Source organism: Kitasatospora sp. NPDC091276 (assembly GCF_040684355.1).
Classification (GTDB): domain Bacteria; phylum Actinomycetota; class Actinomycetes; order Streptomycetales; family Streptomycetaceae; genus Kitasatospora.
This window is the reverse complement of the sequence record NZ_JBFBFU010000001.1, coordinates 358637-378241: the sequence shown is the minus strand read 5'-3', so window position 1 is coordinate 378241 and position 19605 is coordinate 358637. Positions and strand designations below refer to the sequence as shown.

Sequence of the window (19605 nt, the reverse complement as noted above, 5' to 3'; positions counted from 1 at the left end):
CCGTCCAAGCGGACAATACGGGGCATGCCCCGCCGCCTCGCCCTCACCAGCCCCGCCCGGCGCACGCCGCACTCCTCGCACCCCGATCACCCCGGGCACTCCGGACACTCCTCGGATCCCGGGCACCCCCGGCGCCCCGAACCTCCCGGGCACTCCGAACACGGCGGGCACCCCGGACACGGCGGCCACCCGCAGGCGCGCCCGCACCGCTACCGCGCGCGGTTCGGTGCCCTGGCGGCCGGGGCCGTACCGGTGCTCGCCTTCCCGGCACCGGGGCAGGCCTGGCTGGCGTGGATCGCGCTCGTCCCCGGGATGCTGCTGATGCAGCGCGCGCCCGGCGGGCGGGAGGCGGCGGTGCGCGGGTGGTGGTTCGGGGCGGGCTTCATCCTGACCGCGATGTACTGGCTGGTCCCGTCCATCGGGCCGGGACTACCGGTGCTCGCCGTGCTGTTCGGGGCGCTCCAGGGCGGCTTCGGGTACGCCGTCCACCGGCTGCTGCACCCGCCGCTGACCGGCCGTCGGGCACTGCTCGCGCTGCTCGTCGTCCCGGCGGTCTGGGTGACCACCGAGTACGCGCGCTCCTGGGACGCGCTCGGCGGGCCGTGGGCGCTGCTCGGCGCCACCCAGTGGCAGCACCCGGCGATCCTCGGGCTGGCCTCGACCGGCGGGATCTGGCTGGTCAGCGCGGCCGTCGCGGCCGCCAACACCGGGGTGCTGATCGTCCTGACCGCCGTGCACCGGCGGCCGCGCGCCCTCGCGGCGCTGACCACCGTCCTGGTCCTGGCCGCCGGCCCGCTGCTGTTCGCGCTGCGAGACGCCCCCGCCCCGGCCGGGGCGATCACCGTCGCGCTGGTCCAGCCCGGCATCGTGGACGACCCGCAGGCCCGGTTCGAGGCCAGCGCCCAGGCCACCGCCGCGCTCGGCGGGCAGCCGGTGGACCTGGTCGTCTGGGGCGAGAGCAGCACCACCGCCGACCTCGACCGCGACCCGGCCGCGCTCGACCGGCTGCGCCGACTCTCCACCGTCACCGGGGCGCAGATCATCGCCGGGGAGGACGCCCGCAAGGCGGACGGGCGGATCTCCAAGGACGCGGTGCTGGTCTCCCCCGCGGGCGTGCTGGACCGCTACCGCAAGATCCGGCTGGTGCCCTTCGGCGAGTACATCCCGCTGCGGCCGGTGCTCGGCTGGATCGCCGGCGTCAGCCGGGCGGCCGGCGAGAACCGGGCGCCCGGCACCGCCTTCCACGTCCTGCCGGCCACCGACCGGGCCGGCGGGCCGCTGCCGGTCGGCGCGCTGATCTGCTTCGAGTCGGCCTTCCCCGACCTGGCCCGCACCGCCGCGCGGGACGGCGCCCGGGTGCTGGTCTACCAGTCCTCCACCTCGACCTTCCAGCACACCTGGGCACCCGAACAGCACGTCTCGCTGGCGGCGATCCGGGCCGCCGAGACGGGCCGGCCGGCCGTGCAGGCCTCGCTGACCGGGGTGTCGGCGGCCTTCGACGCGCAGGGCCGCGAGCTCGCCCGGCTCGGTACCGACGGCACCGGAGCGCTGACCGTCCGACTGCCGCTCACCGAGCCCGGGACGCTGACCTGGTACGACCGGATCGGCGACGTGGTGCCGATCGGCGCGCTGCTCGTCACGGCGGGCGCGACGGCGGCGGCGTGGCGCTCCAGCCGCAGTCGGCGCCCGGCGTGAGGGCGGAGGCTGCGCCCGGCGTGAGGGCGGCGGGGTCCTCGGCAGGGGCGTGGGCAGGGGCGTGGCCTCCGGCGGGTCAGCCCTCGGTGCCGGCCAGGTAGACGCCGAACGACGCGCCCTGCGGGTCGCGCAGCACGGCGATCCGGGGGCCGCCCGGCACGTCGGTGGCCGCCATCAGCACGTCCGCGCCGAGGCCGCTCGCCCGGGCGACGGTGTTGTCGACGTCGGCGACCGAGAAGTACGGCAGCCAGTGCGGCGGCACCTGCGGCGGAAAGCGGTCGTCCATCACCAGCATGCCGCCGAAGTCCTCGCCGCCCAGGCCCCACTGGGTGTACTGCTCGGACGGGCTGACGGACCAGCCGAAGACCGCCGGGTAGAAGGCGGTCGCACCGGCCGGGTCGCGGGTGAGCAGTTCCACCCAGCCGAGCGAGCCCGGCTCGTTGAACACCCCGGCGCCCGCGAACGCGCGGGCCTGCCAGAGCAGGAAGACCGCGCCGGAGCTGTCCCCGACCACCGCGAAGCGGCCGAGGTCGGACGCGTCGGTGGGCTCCTTCAGGACCTTGCCGCCGGCGTCCTCGACCTTCGCGACGGTGGCGTCGGTGTCGGTGACCGCGAAGCAGGTCGACCAGGCGATGGGCTGCTGCGGCGCGAACCGCGGGCTGACGGCGGCCGCCGGGGCGTCGCCGAGGAACATCTGGGTGTAGCCGTTGGCCTCGGGGCGCACGTCGGCCTCGGCCCGCCAGCCGAACAACTCGCTGTAGAAGGTGCTGGCGGCGGCCGGGTCGGAGGTGCCCAGCTCGACCCAGCAGGGGCCGCCGATGGTCACGGAGTTCTGCTTCATGGCTTCTTCTCTCGACTTCTTCTCTCGGTTCTCGATCTCTCGGTCTTCACTGACTGATCGTCACTCTTGATTCGAGTCAAGCGACCTCGATGACCACCTTGCCGCTGGCGTGGCCGGACTCGACGAAGGCGAGCGCCTCGGCGGCCCGGGCCAGCGGGTAGCGGCCGGTGATGTGCGGGTCCAGCTCACCGGCGGCGACCAGGGCCGCCAGCGCGGACAGGGTCTCGGACGTCGTCGAGCGGGTGATGTAGCGGCCGCCGAGTTCCGTCACGGTGGCCGGGTCGGCGGTGCTGACCAGCTCCGTACGGTCCGTGCGCACGGGGGCGGCGGCCCGCAGGGCGTCGCCGCCGACCAGGTCGAGGATGCCGTCGACGCCGTCGGGCGCCGCGGCCGCGATCCGTTCGACGACGCCGTCGCCGTAGCGGACCGGCACCGCCCCGAGGGACTCCACGTACGCGCGGTTGGCGTCGCTCGCGGTGCCGAGGACGGTCAGGCCGCGACTGCGGGCGATCTGGGCGGCCGCGCTGCCGACACCGCCGGCGATGCCGAGGATCAGCAGCATCCGGCCGGCGCCGAGGCCGAGGTCACGGACGGCGTCGTCCGCGGTGGCCGCCGACACCGGCAGGACGGCGGCCTGGTCGAAGCCGACACCCTCGGGTTTGAGGGCACTCAACTCGGCGAGCATCAGCGTCTGTTCGGCGTAGGCACCGGCGGCCGCGAGGCCGAACACCTCATCGCCCGGGGTGAACCCGGTGACCCCGGGGCCGACTTGCAGGACCACGCCCGAGGCCTCCTGGCCCATGACGGCGGGGAGTTCGCCCTCCCGGCCGAGCAGGCCCGTGCGGATCTTCCAGTCCACCGGGTTCACCCCGGCCGCACCGACCGCGATCGCCAGTTGCCCGGGGCCGGGCTCCAGCGCCGGGCGGTCCAGGAACTCCTGTGTCTCCGGCCCGCCGTAGTCGACGAAGCCGAATGCCTTGGCCATCGGTGATCCCACTCCTCGGGTAGCGGCTGCGATCCCCCGTCCTCCCCCGCCCCAGCATGCGGGCGGGGGAGGACGGGTGCGGGCGCTGCTGGGCCGAACGGGGGCGGGCGGGGCGGCGGGCGGCGGCAGTGGGCGTTGGCGGGCATTGGCGGGCGAACAAAAAACAGATGACAGATAACAGATTTCGAAATCTGTTATCTGTCATCTGTTTTTTGTCAGTTGTCAGCTGTCAACGGCCGTCCGTCAGCGCAGCGCCCGTGCCACCGGGATCCACAGCTGGGCTTCCGCCTGGCCGTCCGGCAGGAACCGGGTACGCAGGATCTCCGGCCCCGGCCGGAACTCGTACGGATTGGACGGGAACCACTGCGTGAAGACGTCCCGCCACATCTCCTGGAGGGCCTTCGGGAAGGTCCCGGTGTTGGAGAAGGCCGCCCAGGTCCCCGCCGGCACCTCCCGAACGTCCAGGCCGTCCGGGACGACGGTGCCCGCGTCCGCCACCACCGCGTGGTAGTAGTCGAGTTCGACACCCTCTTCGCGGCTCTCCGAGAAGAACTCGGTGACCGAGAGGATGCCTTCCGGCTCACGGCCCGAGAGCGCCGAGATCCGGTCGACGGTCTCCTGACCGAGCCCCTTGATGAACGAGGCGATGGCCGGGTTCACCCCCTCGTGCACCAGCGGGACCCGAGCCCGCCGACCGATGATCCGGAAGTCCGGCTGCTCGATGATCCGGTATTCCATACTGCTGCTTCCCTCCACGACGAGTCGGAAGGACATCCGGGGTTGGGACTTGAGCACCGCGCCCTCGCGCCGGGCCTCACCGGGCCCGACCCCGTGCATCGCCCGGAACGCCCGGGCGAACGCCTCCCCCGAGGTGTAGCCGTACCGGATCGCGACCTCCAGCAACGTCCGCTCCCCGCCGAGGACTTCGGCCCCGGCGACGGTCAACCGCCGGCGCCGGACGTAGTCCGACAGCGGCATCCCGGAGAGCATCGAGAACAGCCGCCGGAAGTGGTACTCCGACGTCATCGCGATCCGGGCCAGCTCGGCGACCTCGACCTCCTGGTCCAGGTTCCGTTCGATGTGATCCATCGCCCGGTTCAGGTGTTCCAGCACTCCGACCCCGTCCTTCCCTTACTGATCACCACCGTAGGAAGGACCCACCCTGCCGCACCCGACAATCGGTGCCCGATCCGGTCGGGTACCGATCCCCGGGTGACGGCGAGTCGCGCCGTCGGCGCCGGCCGACAGGACTCAGATCAGGCCCTGGGCCAGCATCGCGTCCCCGACCAGCTCGAAGCCGGCGATGTTCGCGCCCACCACGTAGTCGCCCGGGTGGCCGTAGCGCTCGGCGGTGGTGAAGCAGGAGTCGTGGATGTGCTTCATGATCCCGGCCAGCCGCTCCTCGGTGCGGGCGAAGGTCCAGGAGTCGCGCGAGGCGTTCTGCTGCATCTCCAGGGCGCTGGTGGCGACGCCGCCCGCGTTCGCCGCCTTGCCCGGGCCGAAGGCCACCCCGGCTTCCTGGAACACCCGGACCGCCTCCGGGGTGGTGGGCATGTTGGCCCCCTCGGCGACCGCCAGCACCCCGCCCCGCACCAGGGCCAGCGCGTCCGTCCCGGTCAGCTCGTTCTGGGTGGCGCAGGGCAGCGCGACGTCGCAGGGCACGCTCCACACGCCCGGGCCCTCGACGAACCGGACGTGACTGCCGCGCAGTTCGGCGTAGTCGGCGACCCGGCCGCGCCGGACCTCCTTGACCTCCTTGAGGAGCGCGAGGTCGATGCCCTTCTCGTCCACCACGTAGCCGGTGGAGTCGGAGCAGGTGAGCACGGTCGCGCCGAGCTGCTGCGCCTTCTCGATCGCGTAGATGGCGACGTTGCCGGAGCCGGAGACGACGACCCGGCGCCCGTCCAGGCTCTCGCCGCGGCTGTGCAGCATCTCGGCGGTGAACAGCACGCAGCCGTAGCCGGTCGCCTCGGTCCTGGCCTGCGCGCCGCCCCAGCCGAGGCCCTTGCCGGTGAGCACGCCGGTCTCGTAGCGGTTGGTGATCCGCTTGTACTGGCCGAACAGGTAGCCGATCTCCCGGCCGCCGACGCCGATGTCCCCGGCGGGGACATCGGTGTGCTCGCCGAGGTGGCGGTACAGCTCGGTCATGAAGGACTGGCAGAACCGCATGACCTCGGCGTCCGAGCGGCCCTTGGGGTCGAAGTCGGAGCCGCCCTTGCCGCCGCCGATCGACAGCCCGGTGAGCGCGTTCTTGAAGATCTGCTCGAAGCCGAGGAACTTGACGATGCCGAGGTTCACCGAGGGGTGGAAGCGGAGCCCGCCCTTGTACGGGCCGAGGACGCTGCTGAACTCCACCCGGAAGCCCCGGTTCACGTGGATGTCGCCGGAGTCGTCCGTCCACGGCACCCGGAACATGAGCTGCCGCTCGGGCTCGCAGATCCGCTCGATGATCCGGGCGTCGACGAACTCGGGGCGGCGGGCGAGCACCGGCCCGAGGGTCTCCAGGACCTCGTGGACCGCCTGGTGGAACTCCGTCTCACCCCTGTTCCGGCGGACCACGTCCGCGTAGAGCGCCTCGATCACGCGCTGCTCGGCGTCGAAGGAGGTCGGGGAGGTGGCGGCGGGAGGGGTTGTGGGCATCTGATCAGGACCTTCCGTGGTCGTCGGTGCTCGTTCGCGAGGCATTCCCGTGCCCAGGAAACGGGGGAATCCTCGCAGTGTCCACGGTCCGGCTCCCGACGCATCCACATGCTGAAACCCCCACGCCTCGCGGACCGTACGATCCACCAGCGCCCTCGCGTCCGCGCGGAGCCCGGCTGAACCACGGTCCGTAGTCGCATCGGGCACGGGCGGTATTTAGTTGTTCAAATTGGAACTACCGAGTACGGTCATCGACATCCGCTCCACCCCGGGCCACCCGGCCCGCCCCTCTCGACCCCATCGGTTCGTCGGTTCGCCGACCCATCTCCTCATCGACGGAGGCCCACCCATGCCGCAGCCCGGTCCCGCCACGGTGCGCTCGCGTGTGCGCATCCCGCTGACCTTCTCCGACGGCTACCGCGCCGAGGCGGAGGCCCTCACCTTCCACGACCTCGCCGACGGCGCCGAACACCTGGCGCTCGCGTTCGGCGAGGTGCCGGAGGGCGGGACGCCGCTGGTGCGCCTGCACTCGGAGTGCCTGACCGGCGACGTCTTCGGCTCGGACCGCTGCGACTGCGGCCCGCAGCTGCGCGAGTCGGTCGAGCGGATCACCGAGGCCGGCGGCTACCTGCTGTACCTACGGCAGGAGGGCCGGGGCATCGGGCTCTACAACAAGCTGGAGGCCTACTCCTTGCAGGACTCCGGATTGGACACGTACGACGCCAACACGGCGCTCGGCCTGCCCGAGGACGGCCGGGACTACACCGCCGCCGCCCAGATGCTCACCACCCTCGGCGCCACCGGCATCGACCTGCTGAGCAACAACCCGGACAAGGCGCAGCAGCTGGCCGACCTCGGGATCACCGTGCGGCGGCGGGTGCCGACCGGCGTGCACCTGTCCGCGAGCAACGTGCGCTACCTGCGGGCGAAGGCGGAACGGACCGGGCACTCGATCGAACTGTCCCGGCTGGTCGGCTGAGCCGGATGACGGCCGGACCGTCAGCCGTCAGCCGTCCACCCCCGCCCCCGCACCCGCCCGCTGCGCCCGGACCGTGCGCAGCACCCCGTACGCCGCGAGCGGGAGCGCGACCAGCAGCGCGGCCCAGAACGCGCCGTGCCCCCAGAACTCCGCGACGGCCGCGAACTGCCCCTTGAACACCGGGATCCGCAGCGCCTCGACCGGGCCGAGCGGTCCGGGCCAGGCGCCGAGCACCAGGGTGGCGGGGATCCAGCAGCCGAGGAGCGCCCGGGCGGTGCCCGGCGTCCCCAGGGTGCTCGCGAGGGAGACGACGGCCAGCAGGACGACGAACCCGGACTGGTAGGCCGCGCCGGTCCGGCCGGTCCCCCAGGAGGCCGGCGTCGGGTGGTGCCCGGTGGCCGCCAGCCGCACCTCGACCGCCGCCCACAGCAGCAGGGCCAGCACACAGGTGCTCCCGAGCGCGAACAGCGCGCGGTCACGGGCGCCCACGGGGCCCGTCCGCCACTGCTTGCCGTCCCACCGTGCCGCCGCGCCCCGCCCGGCGAGCCGCCGCCAGGCCTCGCGCACCTGCCGCCGGGCCTCGTGCGCGGGCTTCAGCAGCCGGTCCGCCGCGCGCTCGATCAGCGCGAACGACGCCACGATCGCCGCCACCGCCGCGAGGCCGGCCCAACTGCCCATCCCGCCCTCGAACATCACCACCCGCTCGGCCACCGGTCTCGGCATCTCCAGGCCCGTCATCGGCGGTCCGAGCCGCAGGTAGCCGATGGCGAAGGCCCCGACGCCGGTCAGGGCCGCCGTGCCGAGGCCGACCCCGGCGGGGAAGAAGGCCAGGACGGCGGCGGCGACCAGCGCCGCCCCCAGTTGGCCGACCACCTGCTGGGCCGCGTGCTCGCCGGCCTTCCTCAACGGCCCGCCGAAGGCGCCGTCCGGCGAGATCCTGAGCTGGACCCCGGCCTCGACGGGGTAGCGGAACACCGCCCCCGCCCACAGCAGCAACCCGAGCGCGAGGAACAGCAGCAGCACGGCGCCCGCCCGGCGCGGCAGGCCGGTCCGGGCGTGCGGCCACCACGCCCGCAGCCGGGCCGCCCAGTCCACCGGCGTCCGTCCACGCCCGCCCTGCCACAGCCGCCCCAGCCACCGGTCCCGGCCGGCCCGGCTCTCCCGCCCTGCCCCGCCCTCCCGGCCCTCCGCGTCGTCGGGCCGCTCGCCCCGGCCCCGGCCGCGCGGGCGCAGCGTCTCGGCGGCGACCAGGGCCGCGCGCCCGGCGTCGTCCCCCGGGTCGGCGCCCACCGCCCGCCGCCGCAACGCCGACCAGCGGCGCCGGACCGCCTCCGGCGCGGCGGTCGGGTCCGGCGCGGGCCGGCGCACCGCGGCGCGTACGGCCGTGCGGATCCCGGAGCCGGCGGCCAGGGCCGCGTCCACCACCACCGCCGCGACGAGGGCGGCGAGCTCCGCCATCCGTTCGGGCAGCGGCAGCCGGTGCAGGGCGGTGGGCAGCGGCGAGAGCCGGCCGAGCAGCCGGTCGCGTTCCTCGGGGCGCACGCTCAGCCACACCACCAGCCGGTGTGCCTCCTCGCGCTCCTGCGGGCTGAGCCCGTCGCCGCCCCGCCGGCCGCCGCCGACGGTGCGGGCGGCACGGTCCACTTCGGCCAGGACGTCCGGGAGCCGGGCCAGGGCGAGCAGTCGGGAGCAGTGTTCGCCGGAGCACTCGGGGTGGAAGCAGTCGTAGCGGGCGGCGACGGCCGGGGCGCCGCCCCGGACCAGCGCGTCGATGAACACGGCGCCGTCCGCTTCGGTGGCGATGCGTTCCAGCCCGGGGGTGTCGATCGGGCGGTCGAGGTAGTAGGGGGTGGCGGAGGGAGCGAAGGCGGCGCCGAAGGCGAGCACCGCGAGGGCGGCCGCCGCGTCGCGGCGGGAGCCGGGCGCCCGGGCGACGTCGGTCAGGTGGTGCAGGTCGAAGACGTTGTCCTGGACGTCGTCGCGCAGCCAGTCGCGCAACCGCTCCGCTCCCCCGGCGGAGAGCCAGCGGGCCGCGTCGCCGGAGCGCCGGAGCAGGACCTCGGCGAGCTTGGCCGGATCGGTGAAGGGGGAGCCGAGGAAGGTGATCGGCCGGTGGGTGCGGCCGGTGTCGGCCCGGGCCTGTCGCCGGACCACCGCGGGACTGCCGCCGGCCAGCCAGCTGCGGACCTGCGGGGCGGTCCAGCGGTCCTCCGGGTTCTTGGTGAACAGCCCTTGGAGGAGCAGCAGTTGGCGGGGGTCGGCGAGGGCGGAGAGGTCGACCTCGTCCCCCAGGACCAGTTCCAGCTGCAGCACCTCGTCGCTGATCAGCAGGCCGTCCGCGCCGAGGAAGCGGGGGCGGCCGGTGAACAGCTCGTACAGGACGTTGCCGAGCGCCCACCAGGGCCCGGCCTCGTGATTGCGGCCGGCCAGGAGCTCGGGGGCCATGTACGGGATGGTGACGATCGTCTCGGGCGTGAAGCGGCGGCTGGCGGTGAGCCGGGCGACGCCGCCGAAGTCGGCTATCACGAACTCCCCGGGCGCGCGGCCGGGGCGGACCAGCACGTTGGCCGGCTTGAAGTCCAGCGGGTTGCGCTCGATCCGCCGTTGCCAGAAGTCGAGCAGGGCGACGAGCTCGTAGACGATCCGCTCGGCCTCCCGCGGGTCGGTGTGCCGGCCGCGCTCGCGCAGTTCGGCGAAGTGGTCGGCGAGGGTGACCGGCAGGTACTCCATGGCCACCCAGTCGAGTTCGGCGCCGTGGTGGCCGACCCGCCCGAAGTCGACGATGTGCGGGACGTGGCGGCGGTAGTCGTCGTTGCGCAGGTAGCCGAGCAGGTCGGCGTCCATGGACTGGCCGGCGGCCGTCACCTTCACCGCGGCCTCGCCGCCGCCGTCGGTGCGCCGGACGTGCCAGACGGTGCCCTCGGTGCCGGAGCCGGCCACGCCGAGCGGGTCGAAGCGGCCGCGCAGGGCGTCCGGGAAAGCGCCCGCGAACCGTCCGCCGGTGGGCCCCGCACCCTCCGGCGCCCCGCCCTTCGATATCCCACCCCCTGACACCCCGCCCACGGGGCCCTCGCCGCTCCGGCTGGGCCCTGGGCCGACGTTGTCGGCCCAGCCGGGGGCGGCGGCGCGCCCGGTGCCCGCGCGCCGCTGGACCCTGGTCGGCGCCTCCGGGTCGACCCGCTCCGGTGCGGCCCGCTGGACCCTGGTCGGCGCCTCCGGGTCGAAGCGGGCCCCGCCGTCCGGCTCCCGCCCGGTCGCGGCGTCGGGGTCCGTCCGGGTGCGCGGGACGGCGCCGAGCCGGGACGGCCGGTCCGGCACGACACCGAGGCGCCGCCCCCACGGCCGCCGGTCCGCCCTGGTCGGGGGCTCGGGCCGGGCCCCGGGGCCGCTCTCCGGCCAGGGGCCTCGTCGGTCGTCGTCGGCCGGGCCGGCGTCCTCCGGTGTGGCCATGGCGGCGCTCTCCTCCCCGCTTCCCGGGGCCGGCGCGGGGCCGTAGCCGCGCGCCGCACGGCCCCGGGTGGTGATTTTGACGCGCCATCATCCCGCATGGTGGGTCGTGGTGTTGGCCGATTTTCCGGAACGCGACCGAGCGGTTGCACGAACGCCGCCGAACGCCGCCGCGGGCCTCCCCCACCTGCCCGACCCTGTCCCCTCCGGCCGCGGAACCGACGCCCCCGACGCGTCAGCCCCCGACCGGGCGCCCCCGGGGCTCCTCCGCGATCCGGCGGGCGATCTCGTCCGGCCGCACCGGGCGGCCGAAGTGCCAGCCCTGGGCCCAGTCGCAGCCGATGGTCCGAAGCCGTTCGGCGTCCTTGCGGGTCTCCACGCCCTCGGCGGTGACGGTCAGCCCGAGCGCGTGCGCCATCGACACCAGGCCGCTGACGATCCGCCACCCGGTGGACTCGTCCTTCTCCGGATCGTGCAGGTCTCCGACGAAGGAACCGGCGATCTTCAGCCCGGAGACCGGCAGGTCGCGCAGGTACGCGAGGTTGGACCAGCCGGTGCCGAAGTCGTCCACGGCCAGCGACACGCCGAGGTCCACCAGCCCGTGCAGGGTGCGCAGCGCCTCGTCCTCGGGCCCGACCACGGTCGACTCGGTGATCTCCAGTTGCAGCCTGGCCGGTTCGAGGCCGGTCGTGTCGAGGATCCGGCCGAGGTCGGTGACGAGCGCCGCGCTGCGCGCCTGGCGGACCGCCAGGTTGACGTTCAGCTGCGGCGCGGCGTCGCCGAACCGTTTGACCCAGTCCGCGGCCTGGCCACAGGCCTGCTCCAGCACCCAGCGGCCGAGCGGCATGATCAGCCCGGTCTCCTCGGCGGTGGTCACGAACTCGTCCGGGCCGAGGACGCCGAGCTGCGGGTGGCGCCAGCGCACCAGCGCCTCCACCGCGGCCAGCCGGCCGTCCGCCAGCGCGTACAGCGGCTGGTAGTCGATGAAGAACTCGCCCCGGTCGAGGGCGGCCGGCATCCGCACCGACACCGCGTAGCGGCTGACCGCGCGGGCGTTCTCCTTGGGGTCGAACAGCGTCCAGCGGCCGCGGCCGGCCTCCTTGGCCCGGTACAGCGTCAGGTCGGCGGCCCGGACGGCCGCGCCCGGGGTGGTGGTGGACACCCGCCGCTCCAGCACACCGACGCTCGCGCCCACGGCCAGCTTGTGGTCGCCGATCAGCACCGGCCCGGCCAGCGCCTTGAGCACCGTCTTCGCCGCCGCGACGGCCTCCTGCTCGCCCCGGCAGTTCTCCAGCAGCACCACGAACTCGTCGCCGCCGAGCCGGGCCACCAGGTGGCCGAGCGGGTTGAGCGCGGCCTTCAGCCGGGCCGCCACGGCGGACAGCAGCTGGTCCCCGGTGTCGTGGCCGAGGCTGTCGTTGACCACCTTGAAGCCGTCGAGGTCGACGTAGCAGAGGCCGAACCTGGCGCCCGGATCCGGATCCTCGAACAGCTTCTCCAGCCGCTCGAAGAAGGCCGCCCGGTTCGGCAGGCCGGTCAGCGGGTCGTGGGTGGCCTGGTGGCGCAGCCGCTCCTGGAGCCGGTAGCGGTCGGTGACGTCCTCCAGCATCGCGACCTGGTACTGCGGGACGCCGTCGTCGTCGCGGATCAGCGAGACGGTCAGATGGGTCCAGACCACCTCGCCGTCCTGGCGGTAGTACGGCTTGTCGAACTGGAAGTAGTCCCGCTTGCCGCTGATCAGCTCCTCGTACGCCTCCCACACGCCCGGGGTGTCCTCGGGGTGGACGAGATCGCCGACCCGGCGGCCGGTCATGTCCTCCGGGCTCGCGCCGAACAGCTCCTGGAGCGCCTTGTTGACCGCCAGGATGTTGCCGTCGGTGTCGCCGATGCCGATCCCGATGGCGGCGCTCTCGAACAGCGCCCGGAACCGGGCCTCGGAGGCGCGCAGCGCCCGCTCGGCCTCCTTGCGGGCGGTGTCGGCGGCGGTGCGGATCGCCTCCTGCTCCCGCAGCGTGCGCTCGCGCAGGGCGGCGGCCCAACCGGCCGCGAAGGCGCCGGTCAGGGCCGGGCCGCGGTCGTCGCCGAGCGGCTGCGCCTGGAGCAGCTCCACCGCCCGGGCCAGCACCACCGGGTCGGTGAAGTGCGCGTCGACCAGTTCCGCGCCGGCCTGCTCGGCCAGCCGGGGCTCGAACGGCTCGCCCAGCTGCGCGCGGTGGAGCAGGGCGGCGGTCCGGGCGGTGAGGCGGCCGAGCAGCCCGGGGTGGACGGCCGTGCCGTGGTCGGCGGAGAGCAGTCGTGCCCAGGCCTCGTGGAACCGTTCGGCGCCGCCGGACACCGGGGCGGCGCTCATGCGTCCACCCGGGTGCACGCGGTCACCGCTGCGGGGTGGCCGGCGCGGGCAGCGGTCCGGGCGGGGTGAGCAGTGGTCCGCGCGGCGGGCACGGCGGGGGGACCGGCGGCCGCTTCGCGGAGCCCGCGGCCGTCGGTCACTCGCCCGATCCGTCCGCTCAAGGGCGGAACCCCACGCCCGCCACCCCGGTCATCCGCTCGGGGTGCTCGCCGACCGTCTCCGGCTGGTCCGGACGCCACTGCGGCAGGTAGACCACGCCCGGTTCGACCAGCTCGAAGCCGGCGAACATCCCGCTGATCTGCTCGTGGGTGCGCATGGTCAGCGGGGTCGGCGTCTTGCGGTAGAGCTCCTGGTGGTCCTCCGCCTGGTCCGGGCGGCCCTCCAGGGAGGCGTGCGAGAGGACCAGCGCGCTGCCGGGCGGGAGCGCGTCACGGAGCGTGCCGATCAGCTTCCACGGGTCCTCGTCGTCGGTGACGAAGTGCGCGACGGCGACCAGCAGGACGGCCACCGGCTCGCCCTGCGCCAGCAGCGCGGCCACCTCGGGGCGGGCCAGCAGGTCGTGGACGTCGCGCAGGTCGGCCTGGACGACCTCGCTGCCGGGGTCGTCCTCCAGCAGCAGGCGGCTGTGCGCGACGGCGACCGGGTCCCGGTCCACGTAGAGGACCGTCGCCTCGGGGCGGATCGCGCGGGCGATCTCGTGCACCGCGCCGAAGGTCGGGATGCCGGAGCCGATGTCCAGGAAGCGGGTGACGCCGCGCTCGGACAGGTAGGACACGGCCCGCCGCAGGAAGGCCCGGTTGGAGCGCATGATCTGCGGCAGCTCCGGCCACAGGGCCATCGCCTTGCGCGCCATCTCCCGGTCGACCTCGAAGTTGTGCGAGCCCCCCAGGTAGTAGTCGTAGACCCGCGCGGCGTTCGGTTTGTCCAGGTCCGTGCCCTCCGGTACCCAGCTCGGTCGCCGCATGCCTGTGACTCCTTCACTCCGTTTTCCGGGGATGCAGTGCCTCGCGACAACTGCTGTGACAGACGAGACTACAAGCACACAAGATCCTCCCCTGCACCCCGAACGGCTGCAAGCGGAACACCTCCCTCCTGGCATGCGACGTTTACGGAGCGTTCCCCTCCCGTCTCACCGGCACCGGTCCCGCCGACGGCCGGGCCACCGTAGGGCCCGGCTGTCGACGAGGGAACCCGACCGAAACGGGCCGGCCCCGGACCGTGGCGCTCTAGGGTGGGGCGCGTGGACCCCAACCACTACCGCTTCCGGGGCACGTGGCGACTCGCGGCGCCGGCCCCCGACGTGTACGCGGCGCTGGAGGACGTGCGGAGTTACCCGCTGTGGTGGCCCGAGGTCCTCGAAGTCCGGCAGACCGGCGAGGAGTCCGGGGACCTCGTGGTGCGCGCGCTGCTGCCGTACCGGCTGGTGATCCGCGTGGAGGCGCGACGGCGCGACCGGGCCGCCGGAGTGCTGGAGGCGGTCATGCGGGGCGATCTCACCGGGTGGTCACGGTTCACCGTCACCTCGGACGGGCCGGGCAGCCGCGTGCTCTTCGAGGAGGACACCCGCCCCGGCAAACCCCTGCTGCGCCGCCTCGCCCTGCCCCTGCACCCGCTGTTCCGGGCCAACCACGCGGTGATGATGCGCCGGGGGCGGCGGGGGCTGGCGGCACACCTGGGCAGCGGGAGCGGGCCGGCGAACGGGTGACCACGCGGCCGGTGGCGGCCGGCACCCGTCCGGCTCTAGCGTGGCGGCGCACCCCCGACCACCGGAGGCCGTCATGCCCACCACCGCACCGGACGCGTTCGGCTTCGCGGCCCCCTTCGACCGGACCGGGACGGGCAGCAGCAAGTGGGCCCGCGCGGGGGCGCCCGGGGTGATCGCGATGGGCCTGGCGGACATGGACCTGCCCGGACCGCCGGCTGTGGCCGCCGCGCTGGAGCGCCGGGCCCGCCACCGCGCGTACGGGTACACGGTGTGCGACCCGGCCGGGCGGGCGCTGGTGGCCCGCTGGTACCGCTCGCGGCACGGCGTCGAGGTGGATCCGGACTGGGTGCTGCTGCTGCCCTGCGGCCCGCGCACCGCCCTGCGCCTGCTGCTGGAGACCGTGCGCCCGCAGGCGCCGGTGCTGTTCCCGACACCGGAGTGGGGCGGCTTCGCCCAGCTGTGCCGGGCGGCCGGCCTCCCGTACCGGGAACTGCCCCTGACCTCCGGCCCGGACGGCTACCGGCTCCCGGGCGGTCCGCTCCCCCACCCGGCCGGAGCCGTCCTGCTGAGCAGCCCGCACAACCCCTCCGCCCGGGTCTGGCCGGCCGCCGACCTGCGGGCCCTCGCCGAGCGGGCGGCGGAGGCCGGCGCGTTGCTGGTCTCGGACGAGGTGCACGGCGATCTCACCCACCCCGGGTACGTCCACCCGGTGGCGGTGGCCACCGTCGACGCGGCGCTCCGGCCCCGGGTGGTCACGCTGAACTCGGTCGGCAAGACCTTCAACTGCTCCGGCCTGCCGAGCAGTTTCGCGCTCGTCCCCGATCCGGGCCTGCGCGCCCGGTTCACCGAGGTGCTGGCCGGCTTCGGCCTCTGGGAGGGCGGCCTGCTGGAGCAGACCGTCCAGCGGGCGGCGCTGGCCGAGGGCGGGCCGTGGCTGGACGCGCTGCTCGCCCACCTCGTCGCCGCCCGCGTCCGGCTCACCGGCCGGCTGGGGCCCGCCGTCCGCTCCGCGCCGCGGTCCTCCTACCTGCTCTGGCTGGACGCCGCCGCCCTGGGGCTGCCGCCGGACGGGGCCCGCCGGGCGCTGCTGGAGCGCTACGGCCTGGAGGCCTCGGACGGCGCCGAGTTCGGCCCCGGCGGCCGGGGCGCGCTGCGGCTGAACTACGCCCTGCCGGGCCCGGTGCTGGACGCCGTCCTGGAGCGCCTCGACCGGCGGTGACCGAACACCGGGCCACCCCGCCCGGCAACCCCGCACCCCTGCCCGCTGCTCCCCGACGCACCCTCCCGGCACCCGCGCCCGAGGCCCCGCCCGGCAACCCCGCGCACGCCCCACCCAGCGCCCCCGCGCACGCCCGGAAAACCGCCCCGGATCCCCGGATTCACCCGATCGCGCCACCCCTGACCTGCAGAAACGAACGTTCACACGATATTTGCGAAGCGCCCCCGCATGCTCCGTAGCAGACTGGGCAGGGTAGTTCGGGCCGCAATCCTGACCCCGAGGATGGTAAGTCCGGTGATACCGACATCCCGCACCACTCCGCCCGACCGGCAGAGCCCCCCAGCGCCCCCGCCGGGGGTGACCCCGCTGACCGAGTCGGGGGCGCTCAGCCACGTGTCGGGCGTCTGCTTCAAGATCGGACCGCCCCGGCTGGTGGGCGTCGAGGTCGAGTGGTTCGTCCACGACGACCGATGTCCCGGCAAGCCCGTCCGACCGGAACTGGTCCACGCCGCACTGGAGTCGCTGCCACTCGGCGGCCCGGACGGAGCCTCGCTCCCCTCCGGCTCGCGGCTCACGCTCGAACCCGGCGGGCAGGTCGAGCTCAGCTCCCCGCCCGCCACCGGCCTCCTGGCCTGCGTCGAGGACACCCGACGCGATCTGACCGCCCTGCGGGCCGCCTTCGCGGCACAGGGCCTGCGCCTCACCGGCACCGGGACGGACCCGCTGGCCCGCCCCCGCCTGATGGTCCTGGACCACCCCCGCTACCTCGCGATGGAGCGGTTCTTCGACTCCGCCGGCCCCTGGGGCCGGATCATGATGACCGGCACGGCCTCGGTGCAGGTGTGCCTGGACGCCGGCGACGCGGACGGCCCGCAAGCGGTGGAGCGCCGCTGGCGACTGACCCACCTGCTCGGCCCGGTCCTGGTCGCCGCCTTCGCCAACTCCCCACTGCTGGACGGCAGGCCGACCGGCCACCGCTCCACCCGGCAGACCGTCTGGTCCCGGATGGACCCGACCCGCACGCTCGCCCCGGAGCCGGACCACGGCGACCCCCGCGAGGCCTGGGCGCAGTACGTGCTGGACGCCGAGGTGCTGTGCGTGCGCCGCCCCGAGGGGCTGCCGTGGACGGCCCCGCCCGGCCTGACCTTCCGCGACTGGGTCCGCGGCGGCGGCGAACGCCCGCCCACGCTGGGCGACTTGGACTACCACCGGACCACCCTGTTCCCGCCGGTGCGCCCGCGCGGCCACCTGGAGCTGCGCATGATCGACGCCCAGCCCGGGGACGGCTGGGTGGTGCCCACCGCCCTGGTGACCGCGCTGCTGGACGACGTACCGGCCGCCGAGGCCGCGCTCGCCGCGCTGGAGCCGCTGGGCCGCCCGGACGGTCCGCGCCCGCCGCGCAGCGACGTCTGGCGCCGGGCCGCGACGCTGGCCGTCGCCGATCCCGAGCTGCGCCGCGCCACCCTGACCTGCTTCGCCGCCGCCGACGCCGCGCTGGGCCGCCTGCCCGGCGCCGGTCGGCTGCGCGCCGCCGTCGCCGAGTTCGCCGAGCGCTACCCCGCGCGCGGCCGCTGCCCGGCCGACGACCAGCTGGACGCCCTGCGCTCCGGCACCCGACGCACTCCTCCGGAGGAGGCCGCACCATGACCGACGTCCGCCCCCCTGCCGCCCCGGCGGCGGGCACCGAGGAGTTGCGCGAGACCATCGCGGCCGAGCTGCTGGCCGCCCGTGCCCGCACCGCCGCGCTCACCGACTGCGTCGAGGACGGCGACCTCACCGCCCAGCACTCGCCGTTGATGTCCCCGCTGGTCTGGGACCTGGCGCACATCGGCAACCAGGAGGAACTCTGGCTGCTGCGCAACGTCGGCGGCCGCGACCCGATGCACCCGGAGATCGACCCGCTGTACGACGCCTTCCAGCACCCCCGGGCCGAGCGGCCGAGCCTGCCGCTGCTGGCGCCCGCCGAGGCCCGGGCGTACGCGCACGAGGTGCGCGGCCGGGTGCTGGACCTGCTGGCGGCCAGTCCGCTGGAGGGGGCGCCGCTGCTGGACGCCGGGTTCGCGTTCGGGATGATCGCCCAGCACGAGCAGCAGCACGACGAGACGATGCTGATCACCCACCAGCTCCGCCCGGGGGAGCCTGCGCTGGCCGCTCCCCCGCCGCCGCCCGCCCCGGCGGACGCGGCCGCGCTGCCCGCCGAAGTGCTCGTCCCCGCAGGACCGTTCACGATGGGCACCGACACCGAACCCTGGGCGCTGGACAACGAGCGCCCCGCGCACGTGGTCGAGCTACCCGCCTTCCTGCTGGACACCACGCCGGTCACCAACGCCGCGTACCAGCGGTTCATCGCGGACGGCGGCTACGACGAGCCGCGCTGGTGGACGCCCGAGGGCTGGGAGCACCGGCGGCGGGCCGACCTGACCGCCCCGCTGTTCTGGCGCCTGGACGGCGGCCAGTGGCTGCGGCGCCGGTTCGGCACGGTGGAGCCCGTCCCGGCGGACGAACCCGTCCTGCACGTCAGCTGGTACGAGGCGGACGCCTACGCCCGGTGGGCCGGACGGCGGCTGCCGACCGAGGCGGAGTGGGAGAAGGCGGCCCGGCACGACCCGGCGAGCGGCCGCTCCCGCCGCTACCCGTGGGGCGACCAGGCCCCCGGAGCCGAGCACGCCAACCTCGGGCAGCGGCACCTACGCCCGGCCCCGGCCGGCGGCTACCCGGCGGGCGAGTCCCCGTACGGCGTACGGCAGTTGATCGGCGACGTGTGGGAGTGGACGGCCAGCGACCTCCGCCCCTACCCCGGGTTCCGGGCCTGGCCCTACCAGGAGTACTCGGAGGTCTTCTTCGGACCGGAGTACAAGGTGCTGCGCGGCGGCTGCTTCGCGGTGGCGCCGGTCGCCTGCCGGGGCACCTTCCGCAACTGGGACTACCCCGTCCGGCGGCAGATCTTCGCCGGGTTCCGCACCGCCCGCGACCTGGAGGTGGCCTGATGTGCCGCCACCTCGCGTACCTGGGTGAGCCGGTGGCGCCACGGGAGCTGCTGGTGCACCCGCCGCACGGCCTGTACCGGCAGTCCTGGGCGCCCCGGGCGCAGCAGTACGGCACGGTCAACGCGGACGGCTTCGGCCTCGGCTGGTACGCGGACGGCGACGAGGTGCCGGCCCGCTACCGCCGGGACGGGCCGATCTGGGCGGACGCCGCGTTCGCCGACCTCGCCCGGGTGATCCGCACCCGGGTGCTGCTGGCGGCGGTCCGCTCCGCCACCGAGGGCTGCGCGGCGGGCGAGAGCGCGGCGGCGCCGTTCGCGGCCGGGCGCTGGCTGTTCAGCCACAACGGCGCGGTGGCGGGCTGGCCGGGCAAGCTGGACGCGCTGGCCGCCCTGCTCCCGCCGGCCGAGCTGCTGGAGCTGGAGGCGCGCTCCGACTCGGCGCTGCTGTGGGCCCTGGTCCTGCACCGGCTGCGGGCGGGGGCCGGGCTCGGCGAGGCGCTGGCGGGCACCGTCGCGGACGTCACCGCGCACACCACCGGCCGGCTCAACCTGTTGCTCACCGACGGCCGCACGCTCGCCGCGACCGCCTGGGGCGACACCCTGCACCACCGCGACCTGCCCGGGCTCGGCACGGTGGTGGCCTCCGAGCCGTACGACGACGCTCCCGGCTGGACGGCCGTCCCGGACGGCTCGCTGGTGGTGGTCGACGAGCGCGGCGTCACCGTCCGTCAGCTCCTCGGCCGCTACTGATCCTCCAC

At 75.0% G+C, this 19605-nt stretch carries 14 protein-coding genes; 7 read left to right on the top strand and 7 right to left on the bottom strand.

What is annotated here, in order from left to right:
- Positions 1–24: 24 nt before the first annotated feature.
- Positions 25–1695 (top strand): apolipoprotein N-acyltransferase, encoded by a 1671-nt coding sequence (gene lnt, locus AB0O19_RS01620; RefSeq protein WP_363616873.1) that lies wholly within the window; start codon positions 25–27, stop codon positions 1693–1695.
- 76 nt (positions 1696–1771) lie between these two features.
- Here lnt and AB0O19_RS01615 read toward each other — a convergent pair whose 3' ends face one another.
- The 4 genes from AB0O19_RS01615 to gdhA form a co-directional block, all read right to left on the bottom strand.
- On the bottom strand, positions 1772–2536 hold the full coding sequence (locus tag AB0O19_RS01615; protein WP_363616871.1) for a VOC family protein: 765 nt from the start codon (positions 2534–2536) through the stop codon (positions 1772–1774).
- A 76-nt stretch (positions 2537–2612) separates the two neighbouring features.
- Positions 2613–3521, bottom strand: a complete 909-nt coding sequence (locus tag AB0O19_RS01610) for an NADP-dependent oxidoreductase (protein ID WP_363616869.1) — start codon at positions 3519–3521, stop codon at positions 2613–2615.
- A gap of 243 nt (positions 3522–3764) precedes the next feature.
- Entirely contained in the window at positions 3765–4634 is an 870-nt protein-coding gene (locus AB0O19_RS01605; RefSeq protein ID WP_363616867.1) for an AraC family transcriptional regulator, read from the bottom strand.
- 138 nt (positions 4635–4772) lie between these two features.
- Complete coding sequence (gene gdhA, locus AB0O19_RS01600) at positions 4773–6161, bottom strand: NADP-specific glutamate dehydrogenase (protein WP_363616866.1); 1389 nt, start codon at positions 6159–6161, stop codon at positions 4773–4775.
- 349 nt (positions 6162–6510) lie between these two features.
- Here gdhA and ribA point away from each other — a divergent pair, with 349 nt between their 5' ends.
- On the top strand, positions 6511–7140 hold the full coding sequence (gene ribA, locus AB0O19_RS01595) for a GTP cyclohydrolase II (protein ID WP_363616864.1): 630 nt from the start codon (positions 6511–6513) through the stop codon (positions 7138–7140).
- A 27-nt stretch (positions 7141–7167) separates the two neighbouring features.
- On the opposite strand, the gene AB0O19_RS01590 is transcribed toward ribA, so the two are convergent.
- The 3 genes from AB0O19_RS01590 to AB0O19_RS01580 form a co-directional block, all read right to left on the bottom strand.
- Positions 7168–10590 (bottom strand): hypothetical protein, encoded by a 3423-nt coding sequence (locus AB0O19_RS01590; protein WP_363616862.1) that lies wholly within the window; start codon positions 10588–10590, stop codon positions 7168–7170.
- A 232-nt stretch (positions 10591–10822) separates the two neighbouring features.
- Positions 10823–12937, bottom strand: coding sequence for an EAL domain-containing protein (locus tag AB0O19_RS01585; RefSeq protein ID WP_363616860.1), 2115 nt, complete (start codon positions 12935–12937; stop codon positions 10823–10825).
- Positions 12938–13094: 157 nt separating this feature from the next.
- Entirely contained in the window at positions 13095–13901 is an 807-nt protein-coding gene (locus tag AB0O19_RS01580) for an SAM-dependent methyltransferase (protein ID WP_363616858.1), read from the bottom strand.
- A gap of 276 nt (positions 13902–14177) precedes the next feature.
- On the opposite strand from AB0O19_RS01580, the gene AB0O19_RS01575 reads away from it, so the two are divergent.
- The 5 genes from AB0O19_RS01575 to egtC all read left to right on the top strand — a co-directional run bounded on the left by AB0O19_RS01575 (position 14178) and on the right by egtC (position 19597).
- The gene (locus AB0O19_RS01575) at positions 14178–14642 is read left to right on the top strand and encodes an SRPBCC family protein (protein WP_363616856.1); all 465 of its coding nucleotides are present in this window, start codon (positions 14178–14180) and stop codon (positions 14640–14642) included.
- A 73-nt stretch (positions 14643–14715) separates the two neighbouring features.
- Positions 14716–15861, top strand: coding sequence for an aminotransferase class I/II-fold pyridoxal phosphate-dependent enzyme (locus tag AB0O19_RS01570; RefSeq protein WP_363616854.1), 1146 nt, complete (start codon positions 14716–14718; stop codon positions 15859–15861).
- A gap of 357 nt (positions 15862–16218) precedes the next feature.
- Positions 16219–17508 (top strand): ergothioneine biosynthesis glutamate--cysteine ligase EgtA, encoded by a 1290-nt coding sequence (gene egtA / locus AB0O19_RS01565; RefSeq protein WP_363616852.1) that lies wholly within the window; start codon positions 16219–16221, stop codon positions 17506–17508.
- On the top strand, positions 17505–18848 hold the full coding sequence (egtB, locus tag AB0O19_RS01560) for an ergothioneine biosynthesis protein EgtB (protein WP_363579144.1): 1344 nt from the start codon (positions 17505–17507) through the stop codon (positions 18846–18848). Before egtA ends, egtB begins: the two co-directional genes overlap by 4 nt.
- Positions 18848–19597, top strand: coding sequence for an ergothioneine biosynthesis protein EgtC (gene egtC / locus AB0O19_RS01555; RefSeq protein WP_363616850.1), 750 nt, complete (start codon positions 18848–18850; stop codon positions 19595–19597). The genes egtB and egtC overlap by 1 nt, the downstream gene beginning before the upstream one ends.
- The last annotated feature ends 8 nt before the right edge of the window (positions 19598–19605 follow it).